Raw genomic sequence first — 21,419 nt, forward strand, 5'->3', positions numbered from 1 at the left:
ACTGAATCCTACAATGGGAAGCATGCGGAATGAAGGAGATGAATAAGGACATGCATCGAATTTCGGGAGTTACAAAGAAGTGGCTGCTGACGCTCCATCTGCTTTTTAGCGCCATTATGCTTGGCGTGACGGTAGCCTTCCTGATCTTGAGTCTGGTTGCGGCTTCCACTTCCGATGAGGGGGTGCTGAAGGCGTGCTATGCCAGCATGCTGCTACTGGCCGAGACATCGATCCGGGCCTCTACAATCGGTGCTGTTGTCACCGGTGTTCTGCTGTCGCTGCTTACTCATTGGGGGCTGTTCAAATATTACTGGATTATCGCCAAGCTGTTGCTGACGGTGGCTTCAATCGGTTTGGGCATGGCAGGCATATATATGTGGTCGCTTAAAGCTGCAACAATCACTGGTGCAGACGGACTGAATGCTCTTGGCCAATCAGACTTTCTGGTGAATCGGGCATTTCTGATCAATGGCATCATCATGCAGCTGTTGTCTCTTCTGGCATTGTTTATATTGTCGGTATTTAAACCATGGGGGAAACGCGTCCCAAGAAAATGATTTTAGTGCAGCGGGTAAATCAGAAAATAACCCCGGTTCATCAAGGAACCAGGGTCGTTTCATTTGAATTTGCAGCAGCTTGGCATTAAACGCTGGAGCGGGAGAAAATATGTTTGGCCAAAAAGCTTGCCGCCGCGACCAAGGCCAGTATCATCGCCATATGGAAAAAGGCGCCTTTTCCGTAATGATCAAAGATCGGGCCGCCCACCGTGCCGCTGATAATGCCGGCGATGCCAGCCCATACCACGGTAAATACGGCTTGTCCTGAAGAGCGGTACTCATCGGGAATGATCGTGGAGAGATATCTGAGCGCCGTCGTAAAATAGATGCCAAAGGTGATGCTGTGCATCGCCTGCACGGGGATAATCCAGATCGGCGACTGGATCTCACTGACCAGCCAGAAGCGGATTGCGTACATGAGGCTTGCGATTGCGAGCAGCGGAAGCTCCTTGAACTTGTGGCCATATTTGCCGAGCAGGAAGAAAACCGGAATTTCGCTGACCGCTGATATGAGCCAGGCCACGCCGACGAGGGAATCGCTTGCTCCCATCTGCCTGAGCGTCACTGCCAGAAACCCCTCATACATCCGGTGCGAAATGGAAATAACGAGAATCAGCACGAAAAAAATCACGATATCGGGTTTTCGCAGAATTTTGAACAAACCGGAAAAATCCATTTTTTTGAGCGAGCCCTGATAATCCTTCAGCCCCAGCGAAAGCAAGAAGGAGACAGTTATCGTACATACGCCGACCAGCAGACTTGCCCAAGATCCCGTAAATCTCAGCAATTGCCCCATACAAAACGCCATGAAGGCAAAGCCCAGCGAACCGAAAATACGGACTAGCGCATAAGGGGTGCCTGTATATTGGCTGGACAACAAAATCAGGCTGTCGCTCAGCGGGTTCATCGGCGTCTGGAAGAAATAGAAGATCAGCATAATGACACAGACTATTGTGAAGGTTTGGGTCGTGAACAGCAGCGAGAGCATCACGAGCTGGCCAAACAGGATGACGGTCATAATCTTTTTAAGCGTACGGTATTTGTCGCTGGCCGCTCCGAACAGAAGAGTAGAAAATATCGAAATAAACGGTCCGATGGAATAGATTATACCGATCTGGGAGGCGTTATAGCCATGATCCAGAAAATAAAGCGGTAAATAAGATACGACAATGGCCTGTGTCATAAACATGGCAAAACTGAACATGCGGAGCATAAGGGTTTCTTTTGCTGCGGATTGCGACCGGCCGGCTGCGGTGAGAACCGGGTTTGATGAATTCATGATGTGTGTGTCACTCCATATCCAATACTTTTCCGGCTATAATCCGGTTTGATTTGCGGCCTCGCCTGATCGCCAATGCAACAAAAACGCATTCAGCGGCGAGGCCGGCAGATTGCGCGCAGGCGCCGATTGTTCCGTTCCAGCCGGGCGCAAGCGACACCAGCAGAACAATCGTTGTGACGGTGAACAGCAGATTGGAGGCCTGCGAGCCCAGCATCACCCGCGTATGGCCGCGTACCATGATGATGCCGTTGAACATATCCAGCCAGGGCATGGCCAGGGCGAACAGAGCGAAGGGCTTTAATGCCCGGAGCGTCTCTTCCTTTAATTTTCCCTGCACCCCCATGATATCGCCGACGATAAAGTCGCCTAAGGGCAGGAAGGCGATGCTGCTTACAAGCGCTAGCGGAATAAAGCCGAAGGCCAGCGTGAAGCGGCGGACCGCATCCCGGTCAATTCGATAGAAATTAAGGACGATTTGATGAAAATAGCTGAAAAAGCTGGTGACCAGCTGCACGAGACTCGCCGCCAGCGCGAAGGAAGCTATGGCCAGCGCAGCATCCGAGGTTTTGCCCAGAAATGCATTAATGGAAGGGCCGATCCACACAGCGAGAAAGGTAGAGAACAGCATCGGACGATAGAAAGAGAACACATGCCTGCCCGACTTAATGGTGTGTCCTTCCGCTTCATCGGGCATCTGGCGGACCAGCAGGCGTCCTTCCGCGTAACTCATAGCGGCCTCCATGATCATGCCGACCAGAAAAATAACCGCCCCTACCGAGCTGCTGTTCACCCCCGTATGGATAAAATACAACGATAACCCGTACATCCCCAGCAGGCGTACGCTCATCCCGATGGTCAGCCATTTGGTCCGCAGATTATAAATGATGACGCCCTGATACAAGCAGCGGATCCCCGAGAACAAGCTTACAAACATCAGCACTTGATAAACATCTATGATGTCGGGAACCTGCGACTCATCAGCCCCGAACACCCCCTGGAAGATCCAGACGCCAAGCGGCGTATAGCAGATGAGCAGGCCAAGCGCCATGATGGCTCCGAACACGGCTTGTCCGACAAGCAGCATGGACCGGAAGGAACGTTTATCCCTTACAAGCGTAGAGCTTGTCTGCCGCAGCAGTACGGCCGGACGTTCGGTTATAATGAGCAGGCTCATGGCAATCGCATAGCTGGCAATAATTTGTTCAGGGTTGTCCGCTCGCGATAACGTGCTGTTAATGATGACATGCGACAACGTTACGAGACTTGCTGAAATGCCAAGCGGTAAAAAAAAGCGCCACAGCTGTCCCATCGTAACTGTGCCCGGCTGTTGAATCATTTTTGACTCGTCTCCCTGATGTTATTTATTATGGTAAACAGTATAGCATGGATGAACAGGGCGTATAGGCTCCTAGCTTGCCGTTCGATTAAAATTGTGGGCGGCCTGCAAAGATTCCCCCTTGTTCCGGGTGGTGGAAACGGGCTGCACGAACATGTTTTCGCGCTGGATTTGTGCGTTATGAAATGGTACATTAGTGGTTGGAGGTTTTCTATGGTGGATAACATTTTTATATGGAACGAACGCCTCGGTATCGCACTGCCTGAACTGAATCAGGAATGGGAAAGCTATAGTGAACAAGTGCGCTCATCCATAGTTACGCAATGGGAAATTATTCGCGGCACGATCCCGGATCGTGTCTTTGCTTATGAACGGTTAATAAATGTGAAACAGGCGGAATTATACGAGGAAGAAGATTTCGAGACTTCCTGCTGCATTAATTCAGAAATCGCGGAGCTTGCAAGCCGGATTAATGATCTGCATATTTGGTATCGCATTAATCAGGAGATTGAGACGCGGAGCCATTTCTGAAGGAAGGGTTCAAGGAGGGCGCTTGAATGAAAATGTTGGCGCACGCTCGTCATGTACCGAAAACGCCCGTTTCACTTATGTACCGGGTGTATAAATATGTACTTCCCGAGGTTAGGGCCGAGCTTGGACGGCTGAAGATGATTGCCGGGCAGATACCCGATGACGAACTGCGGACACAAGCGCTCGCCAGTATGCGAGACAAGCAATTTCATTGCGAGGGTGGGGGAATCTACGCCGCCGCCAATCTTCAGCAGCGGCATGTTCTCGTTCCGCTTATCGTAGCGCTTCAGACGATCAGCGATTATTTGGATAATCTGTGCGACCGCAGCACATCGCAGGACGAGGGCGATTTTCGGCTGCTGCATCAGGCGATGCTGGATGCGGTTGATCCCGGAGCCCCCCTCCGTGATTATTACGCATTGCGCAATGAACGGGAGGATGGGGGGTACTTGCACGGGCTCGTGCAGACCTGTCAGAGCTGCATACGGCAGCTTCCTTCCTATAGCAGCGTTCAGTCGCTTGTCTCCGAGCTGGTCGGCCTCTATGGCGATTTACAGGTGTACAAGCATATTGTCAAAAATCGCCGTGAACCCGAGCTGCTGGGGTGGTGGGAGAAGCACAGCCAGAAGGTCCCCCATTTGCAGTGGAACGAGTTTGCTGCTGCAACAGGGTCTACACTCGGGATGTTTGTTCTTTTTCTTGCGGCCTCCGAGGAAGGGCTTACAAAGCAGGATGCCCTGTTGATCCGGAACGCCTATTTTCCTCATGTATGCGGACTTCACATTATGCTGGACTATTTAATCGACCAGGAAGAAGACCGTATCGGCGGGGATTTGAACTTCTGCAATTATTACGAAGATCAGCCGCAGCTTGTAGAGAGAATCGGCGAGATTGCAGCAAAGGCGCGCAAGGATGTGCAGGCGCTGCCATGCAGGCAGTTTCATACCATGATTATTGAAGGACTGCTCGCCCTGTACCTGTCGGATCCGAAGGTACGGGAACAGCCGGACGTACGTCGCGTTTCCAAACATCTGATGAGACGAAGTCCTCTTACACGATTATTTTTTTGGGGGAACAGCGTCTGGATCAGACTGCGGCAAACTTAAGATATAGATAAGAGACAGGGAGTGGATTGAAATGTCAGCAGTCAAGTCGATTGCCGTACTTACAAGCGGCGGAGATTCGCAGGGCATGAATGCGGCGGTGCGCGCCGTGGTAAGAAGTGCGCTGTACCATGGTCTTGAGGTATATGGCGTTCAGCGGGGATATCAGGGGCTGTTAAACAATGATTTGCGGCAAATGGATCTGCGCAGCGTCGGAGATATTATTCAGCGCGGAGGAACGATTCTGCAGACGGCAAGATGCAAGGAATTTTTAAGCCCGGAAGGTCAGCAGCGGGGAGCGGAAGTGCTGCGTGACCGCGGGATTGACGGTCTTGTTGTAATCGGAGGCGATGGCTCCTACCAAGGAGCGAACAAATTGAGCAAGCTCGGCATCAAGACGATGGGACTGCCGGGAACGATCGATAATGATATTCCGTTCACCGATTTCACCATCGGCTTCGATACTGCGGTGAGCATCGTGGTTGACGCCATTAACAAGCTCCGTGATACAATGACCTCGCATGAGCGTTCTTCGGTCGTTGAGGTTATGGGCCGGCGCTGCGGCGACATCGCATTGTTCGCCGGACTTGCGAGCGGAGCGGAAACGATCATCGTGCCTGAAGTGCCGTTTGACATCGATCAGGTCGCAAACCGGATGAAGGAAAATTTCCTGTCAGGCAAGCGGCACAGTATTATTGTCGTTGCAGAGGGGGCCAGCACCGGAGAAGAGATCGGCCAGGGGATAAGAGAGCGCTGCGACGTAGATCCGCGCGTTACCGTTCTGGGTCATGTTCAGCGCGGCGGCAACCCGACGCATAATGACCGAATTCTTGCCAGTCAGCTGGGGGACTTTGCGGTACGCATGCTCATGGAAGGCGATTCAGGCAAAGGCTGCGGCATCATACGCGGAGAACTGACTGTTACCGATATCGATAAAGTGGTAAATACGAAGAAGCCTTTTAACATGGATCTTTATAATCTCGCTTTGCGCTTGTCCCAATAAGCAAGCCTTAATGATTTCATTGAATCAAAGGAGATACTTATATGAAAATTGTTATTATTGCGGGAAGCACCAGGGCTGGAGCTTCAAGTACAAAAGCGGCCCGATATGCGGCTGGATTGATGGAAGAACAGGGTCACGAGGTTAATATGGTGGATCTGCATCAGCACCGTCTTCCGATTTATTGCTCGGATGATGCTGTCCAGGTTCCAGAGGTAATATCCTTGCGCCAGGCTGTACTTGAGGCTCATGCAATTGTGCTTAGTACGCCTGAGTATCACGGCAGTATTTCCGGCGCGCTGAAGAATGCTCTTGATTTTCTCAGCGCAGAGCAATTTGACAGCAAACTCGTCTTGTCCATCAGCTCGGCAGGCGGTGCGGTAGGAGTCAATTCGCTGCAGCATCTGCAGACGATTGTCCGCAATGTGCACGGAATCAACTGCCCGGAATGGATCTCGGTGGGCGGAGCGCAGCGTGAGTTTGGCGCTGACGGCGCACCTGCTTCTGAAGGTGTTCAGCTTCGCATTCATCACGCCGTTAAGTATTTTCTGGAGCTGGCGCAGAAGCTTCTCAAGGATTAACAGATTAGAGACAGCCCTTATAGTTAAAAAAGCCCTGCAAAAAGCCTGGCAGCCTGTGAAATTTCATTTTTTACCGCTGCCGGCTGTGCGGGGCATTCTTATCGAATAAGCACAGGAATGCCAAACCTTGCTTATGTATCAGATGTAAAAAACGGCTCAGCTGCCCTTTGGCAGCTGAGCCGTTTTTCTTATTTATAATCTACACCAGCCGTATATTTGTTGCCTGCGTTCCAGAGCAGAAATTCATCGATTCCGGAATCATGCAGCGCTTTAATCTGCGCCTGCACCTGTTCCTTGCCGTATTGGATGTAGTGGCCTTTGCCCAGCCAGCTGGCGGTGAAATCCTGAATCCACGGCCGGATAACCGGCTTGTAGGAACCGATCGGATCCAGCTTCTTATGTGTATCGGCCATGGAGCCTTTAATGGTTGCATATGGATCCTTGTCGGGGTCCTTCACGTCAAACCAGCCTGTGCTGTAATGACTGGGATACACCATCGGGCAGATCACATCGACATGCTTGGAAATTTTAACAAAATCCTGACCGATTCCTTCGGCTGCCGGAACCGAGGCGGCATAGCCGAAAATGTCCACGGATACGCGGACGCCAAGCGGTTCGAGCTGTGACTTGGCATATTTGACGAATGCGGCGATGGTATCGACGCGGCTTTCTTTTGTGTGCTGGAATACGAGGGAATCCGCTTTATTCTCAAAGCCCTCGGGGAAACGCACATAATCAAATTGAATCTCCTTGAAGCCGAGCTTGACGGCTTCCTTAGCGGCTTCGATATTGTAATCCCAAACTTCCTTCATATAAGGATTAACGAAGCTGTCCCCGTTGCCGTTCTTCCAGATGTTCCCGTCCTTTTGGCGAAAGGAAAGCTCCGGATGCTTGGTGGCGAGCACCGTATCCTTGAAAACAACGATCCGGCCGATAGGATAGACATTATGCTGTTTCAAACGATCCATCATTGCGGAGATATCGCGGATATACTTCTTGGGCGAGCCCAGCCTCAGAAGCTCCGGATTGTCCGTGGGGTATGTAATATTGCCCAGATCATCCTTCAAATCGATAACCATACTGTTCAAATCGGTACTGTCGAGCAGCTTGAGCAGCGTTTCCATCCGCTCGCCGCCGGCACTGTAGGCCGTCACATAGACGCCTTTTACCTTGGGAGCATCCGGCTGAGGGTCTTTCTTCGCCAGAATCGAACCGGTGGAGGAATCCGAAGTGCCTGCCCCGATTGAAGCACCAGTTCCGGGTTGTACACCCTGACCCGTTTGCGCGGGACCGTGACCGGCAAATAAAGTGGTTAGCAGTTGGGAAGTGGAAGCACTCTCTTGCCCGCTCTGAGCCGTTCCTCCGGATAAAACATGAAACAATAACAGCATAATTGAAATAATGGCATCCATTGTGTTCTCTCCCATTTGGCTCTGTACATTTAATTATAATTCAGTTATAGAAAGAGGCACAGAGGTATTTTGTAGGATATTAAAGCAATCGGAGAAGATCTAATCGCGCCGGGCAAAAAAAAAGGCGGGAACGTATAATTACGTTCCCGCCGCCTTTATTTTAATGCAAGTACACTGCTTTTTGATGCTCAACAATACTGTGCTGCACGATTTCCATCGCATCTCCCGGTTCCAGTAATGACAGTCCGTCCCGAAGCACAATATTTAGGTTCAATTCCCGCTCCGTAAGAAAAGGCACTAGCTCTGGAACCAGCTTTTCCACAATCATCAACAGTTTGACCGTTTCCATATCCATCAAGCATCACCCTTTCATCGTAATGGAGGGCAAAAACGTATGGCAAGAACCAAATCTGCGGGGTAGCATTATTATAACAGCAGCGAAGCGAAAAACCTAGGGGTATACGGAAAATTCCATATTTGCCGCGCTTTCTGCAGCAGGAGACAAACAACGCTATCTTAGGTTAGGTTCTGCGGAAATCCCCCATGATACCCAAGGTTTCGACGATATTCACGAAAGCGGCCGGATCCGTTTTTTGGATAATTCTTTTTAGTTCCGGCAGCTCGAAGCGGGTTGTTACAGTCATAAGCATGTCCCTCTCCGCATCCGTGTATCCGCCGCGGGTTCGGATAACGGTAATGCCGCGCTGCAGAGGCAGCAGCTCCTTGCGCAGCTCCTGGGCGCAGTTGGTGATGATGAAGGCGGTAATCTTGACATAGCGGATGTGGATCAGGTCAATGACTTTGCCGGTTGTAAAGATGGAAAGCAGCGAATAGAGGGCGGCATCCCAGTCGCCAGTCAACAAACCAAGCGCAATAATGATGCTCCCGTTCATGACAAAAATAAGCATGCCGATCGATAAATCCCGTTTACGGGTCAAAATGGTCGCAACAATATCGAAGCCTCCGGTTGAAGCGCCTTCGCGAAGCGACAACCCGCTGCCGAAGCCCACCACAACGCCTCCGAAGACAGCTCCAAGCGTGAGATCATTCACGACCGCCTCAGTTGGAATAAGCTGGATGGCAATAGTAGTCGTAACGACAGAGAAGATGCTCCAGCCGACAAAACGAAGGCCAAGAATCTTCCAGCCCCAGATCAAAACAGGGATATTGAGCACAAAATAAAGCCAGCTGATATTGAAGCCCGTGGCATAGCCGATAATCATGGTTATTCCTGATACGCCTCCGCTGATCATCTTCAGCGGAATAAGGAGCTGGTTGAAGCCAAAGGCGATCAGGGCCGAGCTCAGAAGCATGACAATCGCCGTGCGGAGTCTCTTCATCTGTTGTGATTCACCTCTTATTTGCATGCGCTTGACATCAAGTCCTTTCGCTGATGCCGCGGGGATTGTGTGTGTAAATAGTATGCGTACTTTCGACTTACTGGTATTCATGCAAGATGTTGTGCTATAATGAACTGTATATTTTCTGTAGAGTGCAGATAGAAGGAGATTGAAAAAGTTTGAAAACATTTGCTGAATTCGGCTTGGAACCTAAAGTTTTGCAAGCCATCACGGAGCTAGGGTTTGAAGAATCCACTCCCATCCAATCAAAAGCCATTCCAATTGCGCTGACCGGTACCGATTTGATCGGTCAAGCTCAGACAGGAACGGGCAAAACGGCCGCCTTCGGAATCCCGCTCGTTAACAAGATTCCGGTAACCGAAGAGCGTATCGTCGCATTAATCATGACCCCGACCCGCGAGCTTGCCATTCAAGTTTCGGAAGAGATCGGAAAGCTTACCCGTTACAAAGGTCTTCGTTCGCTGCCGATATATGGCGGACAAGAGATCGGAAGACAAATTCGCTCCTTGAAAAAGAAGCCGCAAATCATTATCGGAACACCCGGACGGTTGCTTGATCATATTAACCGCAAAACCATTCGACTTGACGATGTACAAACTGTCGTATTGGATGAAGCGGATGAAATGCTCGACATGGGCTTTATGGAGGACATTACCACAATCCTCTCTCTTGTACCTGAGAATCGCCACACCATGCTGTTCTCAGCTACGATGCCTGCTAACATCCAGAGGCTGGCACAGCAATTTCTGAAAAATCCGGAACATGTCTCCGTCGTTCCGACCCAGATCAGTGCGCCTCTGATCGAGCAGGCTTACATTGAAGTTCATGAACGTCAGAAGTTTGACGCACTGAGCCGCTTGCTTGATATGGAATCACCTGAATTGGCGATCATTTTCGGACGCACCAAGCGCCGGGTAGATGAGCTTAGCGAAGCCCTGCAAAAACGCGGATATTCCGCTGACGGACTTCACGGCGACTTGTCACAGAATCAACGTGACAACGTCATGCGCAAATTCCGTGACGGCAGCATCGATGTACTCGTTGCAACGGATGTGGCTGCGCGCGGTCTTGATGTTTCGGGCGTAACGCATGTCATCAACTTCGACTTGCCGCAGGATCCGGAGAGCTATGTTCACCGGATCGGCCGTACAGGCCGCGCGGGCAAAGAAGGAACGGCATGGTCATTCGTCACTCCGCGTGAAATTGACCACATGCATTTCATTGAGAAAGTCACGCGCCACAAAATTGCCAAGAAGCCGCTGCCGAGCATTGCGGAAGCGATTGAAGGCAAACAGCGCCTGACGGCTGAACGGATTCTTGAATTTGTTGAGAGCGATTCGATCAATGAATTCAAAGCGATCACGATCCAGTTGCTGGAGCAATATGATTCCGTCAACCTGCTTGCAGCAGCCATCAAGCTGATCACGGGTGAGAAGAAGGATGTCAGCATCGAGCTGACACCGGAAGATCCTATCCGTGCTAAAAAACGCAGACCGGATGTCCGTTCGAGCGGCCGTCGTTTCTCCGGCGGACCTTTTGGCGGCGGCAACCGCACTGGCAGCGGTCCCCGCGGCGGAAGCAGCAGCGGTCGCAGCAGCGATAGCCGCGGCGGCTACGGCGGCAGCCGCAGTGGCGGAAGCAGCAGCGGAAGCAGCTACAACCGCAGCGACCGTGATGGCCAAGGCGGAAGCAGAGGCTCCTCACAGGGACGCAGCAGCAGCAGCGATACTCGCCGTTCGCGTCAATCTTCAGAGGACTTCAACCGCAACTAATGGTTAACCGGGGCTATCCGTATAGCCGAGCAATCGGGCGGGTGGCCCCATTTTTCTTGATTTAAATGGAAAATATGGATTCGTATAAGGGTTGAACGAATGAAGAGTTGGCGATTAAGGGCAACCTATTATATAGTTATATAGAATAATGAAATCGCTTGCTGTACACGTTTCTTACGGAAACGCCAAGGCTCATACTTACGATGCAGCGTTTTCTTGCGAAAAACGCCTTTAGGGGGATTCAGGCAATCATGGAAATGAGAGGCTTAATGGGCGGGCTGTACAAGATCTCGGAGTGGATCATGAGATTATCGGTTACGAATGTATTGTGGATTTTATGTTCTATACCGTATATTTTCTTGATCTTTCCAGTCATTATGGCTCAGAACACCGATCAATTTTTGAGCAGTGTTGTCTTGTCGAGTATCATAGCGCCTTTTACGTTGTTTCCGGCGACGGCGGCTATGTTCGGAGTTGCCCGTAAGTGGGTGATGGGGGAAGTGGATGCCCCGCTTCTGCGTACATTTTTCCGGAATTACAAGGAGAGCTATCTGCAAAGCATGATAGGCGGCATTTTGTATGTTATTTTGTTCGCCATTCTGATTGTTGATTTCCAGGTATACTTGAAAGAATTGAAGTATCTTCAGCTGGTTTCTTATTTATTCATTGCAATCATGGCCTTGCTTGCCGTTTCCTTGTTTAACTTCTTCTCTATGGTCGTCCATTACCATATGAAGACGTTTCAACTGCTCAAGAATGCAGTGCTCCTGACTATCGGCCGTCCTTTCCGCTCATTGTCCACCGCCATCATGTGCGGCGTAGTCGTTTATATCAGCTTCAGCTCGCCTAAGTTGATGTTCCTGGTGCCTTTCTTCACAGGCAGTATCGTTGCGGCCATTTCGTTCTGGGGTTTTTATCAGATTTATACGAAGCTGCAGCTGCAGGCGGAGAAAGCCGCTGAAGCCGAAGCTGAGGCTGAATTGATGAATCTCAATGAAGAAGTGAAAAAGGACAGCTAGCGATTGCTCCCTAAATTAGCAGCTGCTTTACGTTTACTTTTGATTCAAAAACCTCTATAATAATGAGTACATCCTGCTTTTGCTCGTTACGGCTTTACGTTGTTTTGAACCAATGGCTGTTTCCCGGGAGACCTAGATCGGAACGCGGCTGACATGCCCTCGAAAGGGGACCTCAAAAACGTTCCTGCGGACACCCACCTGCGAGAGCGGGTTCAGAAGCAAGCGGGTCGGACGGCATTAGCGGGTTTTTTTTCAAAATTAAGAAGAAGCGGCTGAAGCGTCCTGATATGACATAGTTGCTTTCTTCCCAATAAAGATATCAGGTAGGAATGACGCCTTGTCTGGTCCTTGCTGATATTTCAAGAAAAGGGGGCAGCCCCTTTTTTTTAATGTGTGAATTATGCTATGATATTGGTTAGCATACATAGACGTTAGAGGGGGAGATCACCTTTGTTGAAGCGAACCCTGATAGGGTTGCTGCGCAGTCATGAACTGACTGGCGATAAAGCGAAAGATCCATTGCTAAAATCCCATTTTTACAAGTTGTCGAAGGATAAGGCGTGGGAGGAAGTTGTCTCCTTATTGAAGAAAATGCAGGGCTACAAAGTACTGCATGAGGTCGTTTCCGTTGGAGAAATTGTTCTCGAAAAACGTACTATGACGGGTCGCACCATGGACATTACAGTGTCGGTGATTGGTGTGAATCCGGTTACATCCGCTATTGATATCTATTCGGCTTCACGGGGTTCACTCGGCGATCTAGGTTCCAATTATCGTACGATTCTTGATATTTACCGAACGATTGACAAGAAGCTTGCTGCTTATAAAACATCTGGTATATAAACAAAAAGCGAGGAAGGAAAAATCCTTCTCTCGCTTTTGTTGTGAATTGGCGCGCAACCATCGCACCTGTTCACCCGTATGTAATTTATACGAGCGCTTTTACCGCTTCAATCGCGTTCTCATAGTTTGGATGCTCGGTCATTTCGCCCAGCACTTCAACGTATTGAATGGTATCATTGCTGTCAATAACGAAGATGCTGCGGAAGTCCAGGCGAAGTTCTTTAATCAGTACGCCATAAGCTTCACCGAAGTTGTTGTTTTTGTAGTCGGACAGCATAACCACATTCTCAACGCCTGCAGCTCCACACCAGCGCGCTTGGGCAAACGGAAGGTCGACGCTGACGGTAAGTACGACCACTTGATCACCGAGCTTGCCAGCCTCTTCGTTGAAACGGCGGGTTTGAGCGTCGCATACGCCGGTATCGATGGAGGGAACAACGCTAACGAGTTTAACCTTGCCAGCGAAATCTTTTAATGAGACGACATCCACCAATGATTTGTTCAGTTGAAAATCTGGTGCTGCATCACCTTTTTTCAGTTCGGGACCAATCAGTGTAAGCGGGTTTCCTTTGATGGTAGCCACGCCTGTGCGTTCTTGTGCCATTGGAAAACGTCCTCCTTCTAAATAATTGTATGTTTCATAACAAATTTATTATAATCATAATGAATTGCTGTTGTCCAATATATGAGAAAGAAGGAAAAGGATGATCTTTCTACGATATGAAAGCTTTCGCGGCTATCTGCGGATGTATCCGGTCACAGCGATTATTATTGCCCTGAATTTGCTCGTATTTCTGGTCGATGAGCTCAGCGGCAACCATGCGCTGCTCGAACGGGGCATATTTTACAGCGATCCCTATGAGAATTATTTCTCCTTGGAAGAACCTTGGCGTTATGTGACGGCGGTGTTTCTTCATCTTGGTTTTCAGCATTTGTTCTTTAATATGTTTGCCATTCTGATTTTTGCTCCTCCGCTGGAGAAGATGCTTGGGCATATCCATTACTCGCTGTTCTATCTGATCAGCGGAATTGTCGGCAATCTGTTCAGCGCCATAGCGGAGGCTCAGACGGCAGGAGCAGGTGCTTCCGGAGCGATTTACGGCATCTATGGCGCCTATCTTTATCTGGCCCTGATGAAGAAATCACTGGATGAGGCATCCCGCAAAACGGTCTATGTGATCTTGATTTTTGGTCTTATATACTCCGTTTTTGTACCGGGAATTGGTATTTGGGCTCATATAGGCGGTTTGTTTGCCGGGTTTGTTCTGGCTTATGGATTTGACTGGTATACCATCAACAAAAGAAAACGTTACTAAACGTACGGACGGGAACGAAGGAGAAGAGGGAATTCATGGAGCTTCGACAGCTGCATTATTTTGTTAAAGTAGCCAAAAAGGAACATGTGACGCAGGCGGCTGAAGAGCTGCATGTCGCACAATCGGCGGTAAGTCGCCAAATCCATCAGCTGGAGCAGGAGCTTGGTGCAAAGCTGTTTCTGCAAAAGGGACGCAATTTGCAGCTGACTCCGGTGGGGGCGCTTTTCTTGAAACGAGCCGAAGTGATTTTGGCTGATTTGGAACGGGCTGTTTCGGATGTGCATGAATTTCTTGACCCCGAGAAAGGGGAGATCAGGCTGGGCTTTCCGCATAGTCTCGGGTTTTCTCTCATTCCCGAAATCGTCTCGACGTTCCGGAAGCTGCATCCCAATGTCACCTTCCGCTTTAAGCAGGGGATGTATCCTTCACTGATCCGGGACGTGGTTAAGGGCGAAGTTGATTTATCTTTCGTATCGCCGTTTCCCGAGCAGCATGGTCATGTTACAGGAGAGACGGTACTGACGGAAGAATTGTTCGCCATCCTCCCGCCCAACCATCATTTGGCCGGAGAAGATATTATCGATTTGATTCAGCTGAAGGATGATAATTTTGTGCTGTTCAGCCAGGGGTATTCTCTGCGTCCGATTGTATGGGATGCCTGCAGGGAAGCGGGCTTCACGCCCCATATCGGGTTTGAGGGGGAAGAGACCGATACGATTCGCGGTCTGGTCGCTGCCGGGATGGGAGTCAGCCTGCTTCCGGAAATGGCGTTGTACCCCTCAGGGCCTTTGCAGCCCGTCAAAGTCAGGGTGAAATCCCCTACTGTGACGAGAACGATCGGTCTGATCTATCGTTCCAACGAAAAGCTGCCGCTTGTAGCCAAAGTGTTTCAAAGCTTTCTGCTTGATTATTTCAGCTGCAAGGGTATTAAATAACAATGACGATGGGCCCGCTGAATGGCGGGCTCTTTATTTTTGCCTCGATCTTGGCATTGGAGGTTCTTTGTCAGGCATAGGATGAAACGGCTGGAATAGGAGATAATAGGAGGTATTGTCGAATTCTGCCCTGTAACGGGCAGTTCAGCGTCATGCATGAGGAGGAAAATCGATGAACGGAAGGGAACGCCGGATAAGGAGGAATCGGCGTGTTTTTATCGTTCTGCTTGGTATGAGCGCTGTGCTTGGGATATTTGTGCTGCGGCTTGCCTGGCTGCAGCTGATGCCAGCCGCTCCGGCTACCAGCCGCAGTGTGAATTGGAAGCGGGAGGCGGTCGCACAGCGGGAGCGGGGGCTGCTGCTTGACAGCGGGCGGGGAGATTTTGTGGACCGCAGCGGGCTGGCATTGACTGGTGAGTCGTATCAAGGACTGGCGGTATTTCCTGTGCAGAAGGAAATTCGGAATCACGGGCAGCAGCGGAGCGAAATTGAGAAGCTGGCAGCCGCACTGGATGTCAGTGCCGGAAAGCTCCAGGTATGGATGGAAGGCTTGAAGGCGCCGTCATTCTGGCAGGTGGCGGGCGAGTCTGCACCGCATAAGCTCAGTAAGCAGCAGCTGGATACCATTAGCGGCTTGAGGCTGGACGGCGTCCGTATTTTGCCTTACCGGAACCGTTATCCCTCCGGGTTCGATGCCAAGCACGCGATCGGCTACATCAGTCAGCATCCCGAGCTGCTTCAAACCCGATACGAGCGTGAACTTAGCAAGCGTAAAATGAAGCTGACCGATCAGGTGGGCGGAGCAGGCCTGGAAAGGTCACTGGACAGCTTGCTCCGGGGGACCGGTGCAACTTCAGTCTCTTTTTTCACCGATGGTTCGGACAAGCCACTTAATGGATTGGATATGCGATTAACCAGTCCGGATAATCCCTATTATCCCCTTAAGGTTGTTACGACTCTGGATTTGCCGCTGCAAAACAAGATTGAGGCATATGCCGATGCGCATGGTCTCCGTGAAGGGGCGGTCGTCGTGCTGGATGCCCATACGGGCGATATTGTCAGCATGGTTTCGCGGCCGCTGCTTGCGCCGGATTCTTTGAAAAAAACAGGAACCGACATGGCTAACCACGCGGTCAGAGTAACAACGCCTGGATCCATTTTCAAGCTGGTTACCGCCGCAGCTGCATTGGAAGCAGATCTGACGGAGGAGCGGGAAGTGTTCGAATGTGATGGGGATTACGGTCATTATGGCCTCCACTGCTGGAAGGAGGGGGGACATAGCCGACTTACACTGCGTGAAGCCCTTGCCCAATCCTGCAATATTGCCTTTGCGACAATAGCCGAACGGTTGACGCCTGCCCAGTTGGCTGTGACAGCGGACAAGCTGGGGATTGGCCGCAAGATTGGCTGGTATGATCCCCGGCCCTTCTCGCCGCTTGGAAAGCCGCTGCGGCTGCTGCAGGAGGAAGAAGCGGGGGCGTTGTTCGCAGCGTTCCCCGATCATCGGGATGGCGGGCAGCTGGCGCAAACAGGAATCGGTCAGCGCGATGTCACCATGTCGCCTCTGCAGGCGGCTAATCTGGTATTGACGCTGCTTCATGGTGGACAAGTGATGGAACCACGTCTTGTAAGTGAGATTCGTTATGCAAATGGACAGCGAATGGCGGTGCTGCCTCGCATGAATTCCTCTTCCCGTTATGGCCGTATAACGACCAAGACAGCACATGCGCTTTTAAGAGGCATGGAAGCCGTTGTCACTAACGGAACAGGCCGGTCAATCAATAGAGGCATATGGCAGGTCGCGGGCAAATCAGGCACTGCTGAGACCCTCAGAGAGGGCATCAAGCGGAACAACCAGTGGTTTGCAGGGTATGGGCCTCTGAAAGCCCCGCGTTACACGGTAGCAGTATTAGCCGAGAATCGTTCTCCCGATTCATCAAATAAGGCGACGGCCTTATTTCGCGGTGTAATGGATATCCTCGCCGAGGGGTAACATTCAATCACTATTCTAATGCAATCCTCTCCCGACGTGTTCCGTAGGAGAAAAATGGGGTCTAAGTAAACTCCAAACAATTGTCTCAGAAAACCACAATCTGTGTCCCGCCAACGTTATTATGGGACGGAGTCCACCAGGCACCCCAGGTGCGCGAAAGAAAGTGTGTCCCGCAAGGGACGAAAAACGAGCCAAGCAGGCAGCGGCGAGAAAGCGTTTCTGTGTAACTCCGACGTTATCGGATCCGGGTGTCCAGAGGGCCGGCGGCCCTTGGGGTCCCTCCTCTGGAGGGATTTAGGGAGGGAATGGACGAAAGAAAGTGTGTCCCGCAAGGGACGAAAAACGAGCCAAGCAGGCAGTAACGAGAGAGCATTTCTGTGTAACTCTGACGTTATCGGATCCAGGTGTCCAGAGGGCCGGCGGCCCTTGGGGTCCCTCCTCTGGAAGGATTTAGGGAGGGAATGGACGAAAGAAAGTGTGTCCCGCAAGGGACGTAAACGGGCCAAGCAGGCAGTAACGAGAGAGCGTTTCTGTGTAACTCTGACGTTATCGGATCCGGGTGTCCAGAGGGCCGGCGGCCCTTTGGGGTCCCTCCTCTGGAGGGATTTAGGGAGGGAATGGACGAAAGAAAGTGTGTCCCGCAAGGGACGTAAACGGGCCAAGCAGGCAGCGGCGAGAGAGCGTTTCTGTGTAACTCCGACGTTATCGGACCCAGGTGTCCAGAGAGCCGGCGGCCCTTTGGGGTCCCTCCTCTGGAGGGATTTAGGGAGGACGTAATAAACAAAAAGCCGGCAACTGATCATCAATAACCAGTGACCGACTTTCCAGTTTTAACCTGTAGAAGTTTCAAATAAAAGAATGCAGTATAATAATTAAGACATATATTTCATGTTGTATTCGATGTCGTACAATAGTAGTTATGCGACATGAAGAGGAGGAGCTTGCATCAGCATGAGGAAAGTCTCAGAGGAAAAAGCAACCGAATTAGTGGTTTTACCCTATAGTTCCGGCTACAGCGATGACCAAATTATAAATATGTTTCTGGTCGCCTGTGTAAGATCCCAGAATACGAAGAGAAACTACAGCCGGGCGATTGAACGGTTCCGGCAATTTATTTCGTACAAGTCGCTAAAGAATGTGACCTGGCAGGAAGTAGAGGCTTTTAAGACAGGGTTAATTGAAGGGAAATGGGGAGCAACCGGAAAGCCTTTGGCGCCAGCCAGTGTGGCTGCCTTTATTGCACCGCTGAAGTCCATGTATAAATGGGGAAGCGATTCCAATATAGATCTGTTTGTGCATAATCCGACCACATCCATTCGTTTACCCGCGGTTCCCATGAACAGCCGCAAGCATTTCTTGACCAAAAGTGAAGTTGGAAAGCTGCTGAATGCCTTGAAGCGGCAAAACATGAGAAATTATCTGATCGGGTTATATTTGGTCCTGCTCGGATTGAGGGTGTCGGAATTAACGGGGATTAAGTGGAAGGACTTCTATGCGGATTCTTCTGAAACCTCCATTTGGCTTACAATCAACAAGGCAAAAGGCGGAAAATCCCGCGAGGTTAAAGTCCCTAATCGTTTGTGGTCACTGAGCATTCGCTATGTGGAAGCCATTTCTGCTCCTGGCTTACCAGCGCCGGAGCTTGTGTTATTTCCTGTGACAACGAGACAAATCGAACGTATTATACGCGATACCGGTGACCGATGCGTCACCAATAAGAAACTTACTCCGCATTGGCTTCGGCACACCTATGCTACATTGGCCTTATTGAATGGAGCCTCACTCCAGCAAGTACAGGAAACGCTGGGGCATGCCCATATGAATACAACCCAACGTTATTTGCATACTGTAGAGCAATTAAAAAAAGCCGCGCCTGACTTTGTAATGGATTATCTGCATGATTATATCCCAGAATAATAGTCCTTTTGTAATAGGCATGATTTATTTTCGCTTGTTTTAATGGGATTAATATCCTATAATTCTATTTGAAAGCAGTCGTCGAATATTGGCGAATTTGAGTGAATTATGTCGCATAACTACTATTGTACGACATCGGTTATATTTGCAATAATAATATCCTCCTAAAGTCTTATTTTTTTATAAAGGCAGCTATTCGGAATACTAATCCTCATACGATGGTTTCTACTGACAGCAGACAAGGATGGTGCATAGCGTGAAACGTCTATATGAGGCGGATATGGAGTGGGATGTCCGCCCTAGCATTAAAGCGGAAACGATACATTGGATGAATTCGCTTGAGATCAAAAGCCCTCGGACTTATCAGCATGGTGTGAGGGTAGCTTTTCTGGCAGAGAAGTTCGCTCCGGCGCTGCAATTGGGTACCAGTGAGAAGGAGATGCTGATCAGAGGCTGTTTCCTGCATGATATAGGCAAACTGTTCGTTCCATCGAGAATCCTTGAGCAGGAAGGGCCTTTGTCGGACCAGCAGTGGAAGATCATAAAGCTGCATCCTGAGCTGGGAGCGGAATTGCTGCTGGAGCAGGTATATACGGAGCAGGGAATTGTTGATCTGGTGAAGCATCATCATGAGCGGTGGGACGGCAACGGCTATCCAAGCGGGTTAAAAGGCAAGGAAATCCCCTTTCAGGCCAGGGTATGTGCGATTCTTGATGCGTTCGACTGCATGCTGACCACCCGTTCTTACCGTAAGCCGATCACTTTTGAAGAGGCGAAGGCGGAACTCATTTTGCACAAAAATAAACAGTTTGACGGAGAAATCGTTGATCTTTTTCTGTCCTTGTCCGAACAAATGTCCGATCTCTATTATTTCTTTCGCAAACGTTAAACCTTGGAATGGATGAGGTGCTGGCATTGGCCATTAAAGTATTGGTCGTGGATGACTCCGCTTTTATGAGAAATATGGTCAGCAGGTACATTAGTGAAGACAATGCGCTGGAAGTCATCGGCACCGCGCGGAATGGACTGCAGGCGATTGAGCTGACCAAGCAGCTTGCCCCGGATGTCATCACGCTTGATATCGAAATGCCGGTTATAAATGGTTTGGACGCATTGAAACGAATTATGGCGGAGAAGCCTACACCTGTTCTCATGCTGAGCTCGCTGACGGAGACCGGAGCAGCGGCCACCATCAGAGCGCTTCAGTATGGGGCAGTTGATTTTATACATAAGCCCTCGGGCGCATTATCAATCGATCTGTACAAGGTCAAGCAGGAATTGGCTGAAAAAATCAAAACGGCCGCACAGGTTTCGTTGCCGAATTTGCTTAAGCTTAAGTACTCCCCCCTCCCCAAAAACCAGATCCCGCCTTCTAAACGAGGTTTGCCGCCCAGGCATCTTATTGCAATTGGTGCATCCACCGGCGGTCCGCAGGCTTTATTAACGGTACTCCAGGGCTTGTCTCCCGATTTCCCCCATGCCATTGTCATTGTCCAACATATGCCGTCGCCGTTCACAGCGTCGCTGGCGGAGCGTTTGAATCACAACTGTTCCCTCACGGTAAGGGAAGCGGAGCATGATGCCAGGCTGGAGGGCGGGTGTGTCTATATTGCCCCGGGCGACCGGCATATGAATATTGCGGAAACGGGAGGTGTCTGCCGGATTAAGCTTCACCAGCGGCCAAGCAAAGGGCTGCATATGCCGTCCGTGCATGAATTATTCACTTCGGTCTCGGCGCTGCAGGGTCTGAAACGGCATTTGGTCATGCTGACGGGGATGGGGAGCGACGGAGCTGAAGCATTGGCTGAGGGCAAGGCGGCAGGAGCAGCCACAACGATTGCCCAATCGAAAGAATCCTCGGTTGTATTCGGGATGCCGCGAGCAGCAATTGAAACGGGGGCGGTGGATTACATCGTAGACCTGGAAGATATCGCAGCGAAGCTGAGGGAGGTGACAGGACTGCCATCTTTATCGTTATCAAGAGAATAACCCACATCCTACGGATCGGAGCTATGCGATGCGAGTTTCAGATGAGCAGTTTGTCGAATTTGAGCTGGGCCAAGAGAATTATGCGATTCCAATCTCAGCTATTCATGAAATTATTCGTATGCAGGATATTACAGAAATCCCGAACGGCCGCACTTATGTGAAAGGCGTAATCAATTTAAGGGGGAAAATCGTTCCGATTATCCATTTAAGCCGGTTGTTCGAGCTTCAGGAAACGCCGGCAAGGAAATCAACCCGAATTGTGGTCGTCAATCACACGCTGGAGTATATAGGCCTTATTGTGGATCGGGTCAATCAGGTGACCACCTTCACCGACATTCAACCTCCTCCCGAGCGGATAGGGGGAATCAACGGCAGTTATTTTGCCGGTATCGGCATTTCAACTGCAGGCTTGGTCGGCATTCTGAAAATGGATGAGGTATTGATCCAGGATAGTTAAGGCTCCCGAAATGGA

At 50.3% G+C, this 21,419-nt stretch carries 21 protein-coding genes and 1 other RNA gene; 16 read left to right on the forward strand and 6 right to left on the reverse strand.

Going from position 1 to position 21,419, the window contains the following annotated elements:
• The first annotated feature begins 50 nt into the window (after window positions 1–50).
• A complete protein-coding gene (locus tag AC0YOA_RS07045) occupies window positions 51–557 on the forward strand; it encodes a hypothetical protein (RefSeq protein ID WP_475786004.1) in 507 nt (168 codons plus the stop codon).
• A gap of 85 nt (window positions 558–642) precedes the next feature.
• Here AC0YOA_RS07045 and AC0YOA_RS07050 read toward each other — a convergent pair whose 3' ends face one another.
• The gene (locus AC0YOA_RS07050) at window positions 643–1,836 is read right to left on the reverse strand and encodes an MFS transporter (RefSeq protein WP_475786005.1); all 1,194 of its coding nucleotides are present in this window, start codon (window positions 1,834–1,836) and stop codon (window positions 643–645) included.
• Window positions 1,837–1,846: 10 nt separating this feature from the next.
• Window positions 1,847–3,175, reverse strand: coding sequence for a multi antimicrobial extrusion protein MatE (locus AC0YOA_RS07055; protein ID WP_475786006.1), 1,329 nt, complete (start codon window positions 3,173–3,175; stop codon window positions 1,847–1,849).
• Between the two features lie 213 nt (window positions 3,176–3,388).
• Here AC0YOA_RS07055 and AC0YOA_RS07060 point away from each other — a divergent pair, with 213 nt between their 5' ends.
• The 4 genes from AC0YOA_RS07060 to AC0YOA_RS07075 are packed head-to-tail and all read left to right on the forward strand — an operon-like array spanning window position 3,389 to window position 6,390.
• Entirely contained in the window at window positions 3,389–3,706 is a 318-nt protein-coding gene (locus AC0YOA_RS07060; protein ID WP_475786007.1) for a hypothetical protein, read from the forward strand.
• A gap of 26 nt (window positions 3,707–3,732) precedes the next feature.
• Window positions 3,733–4,812 carry a tetraprenyl-beta-curcumene synthase family protein gene (locus AC0YOA_RS07065; RefSeq protein WP_475786008.1) on the forward strand — a complete coding sequence of 360 codons (1,080 nt, stop codon included), beginning with the start codon at window positions 3,733–3,735 and terminating at the stop codon, window positions 4,810–4,812.
• Window positions 4,813–4,843: 31 nt separating this feature from the next.
• On the forward strand, window positions 4,844–5,812 hold the full coding sequence (gene pfkA, locus AC0YOA_RS07070) for a 6-phosphofructokinase (RefSeq protein WP_475786009.1): 969 nt from the start codon (window positions 4,844–4,846) through the stop codon (window positions 5,810–5,812).
• 41 nt (window positions 5,813–5,853) lie between these two features.
• The gene (locus tag AC0YOA_RS07075) at window positions 5,854–6,390 is read left to right on the forward strand and encodes an NADPH-dependent FMN reductase (protein WP_475786010.1); all 537 of its coding nucleotides are present in this window, start codon (window positions 5,854–5,856) and stop codon (window positions 6,388–6,390) included.
• Window positions 6,391–6,578: 188 nt separating this feature from the next.
• Here AC0YOA_RS07075 and AC0YOA_RS07080 read toward each other — a convergent pair whose 3' ends face one another.
• From AC0YOA_RS07080 to AC0YOA_RS07090, 3 genes are all read right to left on the reverse strand, one after another.
• Complete coding sequence (locus AC0YOA_RS07080) at window positions 6,579–7,802, reverse strand: putative glycoside hydrolase (protein ID WP_475786011.1); 1,224 nt, start codon at window positions 7,800–7,802, stop codon at window positions 6,579–6,581.
• Window positions 7,803–7,962: 160 nt separating this feature from the next.
• Window positions 7,963–8,157, reverse strand: a complete 195-nt coding sequence (locus AC0YOA_RS07085; protein ID WP_210046927.1) for a hypothetical protein — start codon at window positions 8,155–8,157, stop codon at window positions 7,963–7,965.
• Window positions 8,158–8,323: 166 nt separating this feature from the next.
• A complete protein-coding gene (locus AC0YOA_RS07090; protein ID WP_210046928.1) occupies window positions 8,324–9,142 on the reverse strand; it encodes a YitT family protein in 819 nt (272 codons plus the stop codon).
• A 179-nt stretch (window positions 9,143–9,321) separates the two neighbouring features.
• Between AC0YOA_RS07090 and cshA the strand changes: the two genes are divergently transcribed.
• The 4 genes from cshA to AC0YOA_RS07110 all read left to right on the forward strand — a co-directional run bounded on the left by cshA (window position 9,322) and on the right by AC0YOA_RS07110 (window position 12,797).
• Window positions 9,322–10,935, forward strand: coding sequence for a degradosome RNA helicase CshA (cshA, locus tag AC0YOA_RS07095; protein WP_210046929.1), 1,614 nt, complete (start codon window positions 9,322–9,324; stop codon window positions 10,933–10,935).
• 251 nt (window positions 10,936–11,186) lie between these two features.
• Window positions 11,187–11,954 (forward strand): YesL family protein, encoded by a 768-nt coding sequence (locus tag AC0YOA_RS07100; RefSeq protein ID WP_475786012.1) that lies wholly within the window; start codon window positions 11,187–11,189, stop codon window positions 11,952–11,954.
• Window positions 11,955–12,021: 67 nt separating this feature from the next.
• Window positions 12,022–12,205: non-coding RNA, 6S RNA (gene ssrS / locus AC0YOA_RS07105), on the forward strand.
• A gap of 199 nt (window positions 12,206–12,404) precedes the next feature.
• Window positions 12,405–12,797 carry a DUF1499 domain-containing protein gene (locus AC0YOA_RS07110; RefSeq protein WP_210046931.1) on the forward strand — a complete coding sequence of 131 codons (393 nt, stop codon included), beginning with the start codon at window positions 12,405–12,407 and terminating at the stop codon, window positions 12,795–12,797.
• Window positions 12,798–12,882: 85 nt separating this feature from the next.
• On the opposite strand, the gene tpx is transcribed toward AC0YOA_RS07110, so the two are convergent.
• Window positions 12,883–13,401 (reverse strand): thiol peroxidase, encoded by a 519-nt coding sequence (gene tpx / locus AC0YOA_RS07115; protein WP_475786013.1) that lies wholly within the window; start codon window positions 13,399–13,401, stop codon window positions 12,883–12,885.
• 100 nt (window positions 13,402–13,501) lie between these two features.
• On the opposite strand from tpx, the gene AC0YOA_RS07120 reads away from it, so the two are divergent.
• From AC0YOA_RS07120 to AC0YOA_RS07150, 7 genes are all read left to right on the forward strand, one after another.
• Window positions 13,502–14,113: a rhomboid family intramembrane serine protease gene (locus tag AC0YOA_RS07120; RefSeq protein WP_475786014.1), complete on the forward strand. Its 612-nt coding sequence runs from the start codon at window positions 13,502–13,504 to the stop codon at window positions 14,111–14,113.
• A 35-nt stretch (window positions 14,114–14,148) separates the two neighbouring features.
• Window positions 14,149–15,048, forward strand: a complete 900-nt coding sequence (gene gltC / locus AC0YOA_RS07125) for a glutamate biosynthesis transcriptional regulator GltC (RefSeq protein ID WP_475786015.1) — start codon at window positions 14,149–14,151, stop codon at window positions 15,046–15,048.
• 172 nt (window positions 15,049–15,220) lie between these two features.
• Window positions 15,221–17,041 carry a peptidoglycan D,D-transpeptidase FtsI family protein gene (locus tag AC0YOA_RS07130; RefSeq protein ID WP_475786016.1) on the forward strand — a complete coding sequence of 607 codons (1,821 nt, stop codon included), beginning with the start codon at window positions 15,221–15,223 and terminating at the stop codon, window positions 17,039–17,041.
• Between the two features lie 951 nt (window positions 17,042–17,992).
• Window positions 17,993–18,958: a tyrosine-type recombinase/integrase gene (locus AC0YOA_RS07135; RefSeq protein WP_475786017.1), complete on the forward strand. Its 966-nt coding sequence runs from the start codon at window positions 17,993–17,995 to the stop codon at window positions 18,956–18,958.
• A 256-nt stretch (window positions 18,959–19,214) separates the two neighbouring features.
• Window positions 19,215–19,847, forward strand: coding sequence for an HD-GYP domain-containing protein (locus tag AC0YOA_RS07140; RefSeq protein WP_475786018.1), 633 nt, complete (start codon window positions 19,215–19,217; stop codon window positions 19,845–19,847).
• 17 nt (window positions 19,848–19,864) lie between these two features.
• Window positions 19,865–20,947 (forward strand): protein-glutamate methylesterase/protein-glutamine glutaminase, encoded by a 1,083-nt coding sequence (locus tag AC0YOA_RS07145; RefSeq protein WP_475786624.1) that lies wholly within the window; start codon window positions 19,865–19,867, stop codon window positions 20,945–20,947.
• A gap of 28 nt (window positions 20,948–20,975) precedes the next feature.
• Window positions 20,976–21,404 (forward strand): chemotaxis protein CheW, encoded by a 429-nt coding sequence (locus AC0YOA_RS07150; protein ID WP_475786019.1) that lies wholly within the window; start codon window positions 20,976–20,978, stop codon window positions 21,402–21,404.
• Window positions 21,405–21,419 lie beyond the last annotated feature (15 nt).

The organism is Paenibacillus sp. JT22N12, assembly GCF_056269365.1.

Coding starts and splice junctions, on each gene's coding strand:
- AC0YOA_RS07045 (WP_475786004.1), top strand. CDS start 51: ATGCATCGAATTTCGGGAGTTACAAAGAAGTGGCTGCTGACGCTCCAT.
- AC0YOA_RS07135 (WP_475786017.1), top strand. CDS start 17,993: ATGAGGAAAGTCTCAGAGGAAAAAGCAACCGAATTAGTGGTTTTACCC.
- AC0YOA_RS07090 (WP_210046928.1), bottom strand. CDS start 9,142: ATGAAGAGACTCCGCACGGCGATTGTCATGCTTCTGAGCTCGGCCCTG.
- AC0YOA_RS07060 (WP_475786007.1), top strand. CDS start 3,389: ATGGTGGATAACATTTTTATATGGAACGAACGCCTCGGTATCGCACTG.
- AC0YOA_RS07055 (WP_475786006.1), bottom strand. CDS start 3,175: ATGATTCAACAGCCGGGCACAGTTACGATGGGACAGCTGTGGCGCTTT.
- AC0YOA_RS07065 (WP_475786008.1), top strand. CDS start 3,733: ATGAAAATGTTGGCGCACGCTCGTCATGTACCGAAAACGCCCGTTTCA.
- AC0YOA_RS07085 (WP_210046927.1), bottom strand. CDS start 8,157: ATGGATATGGAAACGGTCAAACTGTTGATGATTGTGGAAAAGCTGGTT.
- AC0YOA_RS07050 (WP_475786005.1), bottom strand. CDS start 1,836: ATGAATTCATCAAACCCGGTTCTCACCGCAGCCGGCCGGTCGCAATCC.
- AC0YOA_RS07080 (WP_475786011.1), bottom strand. CDS start 7,802: ATGGATGCCATTATTTCAATTATGCTGTTATTGTTTCATGTTTTATCC.
- AC0YOA_RS07100 (WP_475786012.1), top strand. CDS start 11,187: ATGGAAATGAGAGGCTTAATGGGCGGGCTGTACAAGATCTCGGAGTGG.
- AC0YOA_RS07120 (WP_475786014.1), top strand. CDS start 13,502: ATGATCTTTCTACGATATGAAAGCTTTCGCGGCTATCTGCGGATGTAT.
- AC0YOA_RS07075 (WP_475786010.1), top strand. CDS start 5,854: ATGAAAATTGTTATTATTGCGGGAAGCACCAGGGCTGGAGCTTCAAGT.
- gltC (WP_475786015.1), top strand. CDS start 14,149: ATGGAGCTTCGACAGCTGCATTATTTTGTTAAAGTAGCCAAAAAGGAA.
- pfkA (WP_475786009.1), top strand. CDS start 4,844: ATGTCAGCAGTCAAGTCGATTGCCGTACTTACAAGCGGCGGAGATTCG.
- AC0YOA_RS07130 (WP_475786016.1), top strand. CDS start 15,221: ATGAACGGAAGGGAACGCCGGATAAGGAGGAATCGGCGTGTTTTTATC.
- tpx (WP_475786013.1), bottom strand. CDS start 13,401: ATGGCACAAGAACGCACAGGCGTGGCTACCATCAAAGGAAACCCGCTT.
- AC0YOA_RS07150 (WP_475786019.1), top strand. CDS start 20,976: ATGCGAGTTTCAGATGAGCAGTTTGTCGAATTTGAGCTGGGCCAAGAG.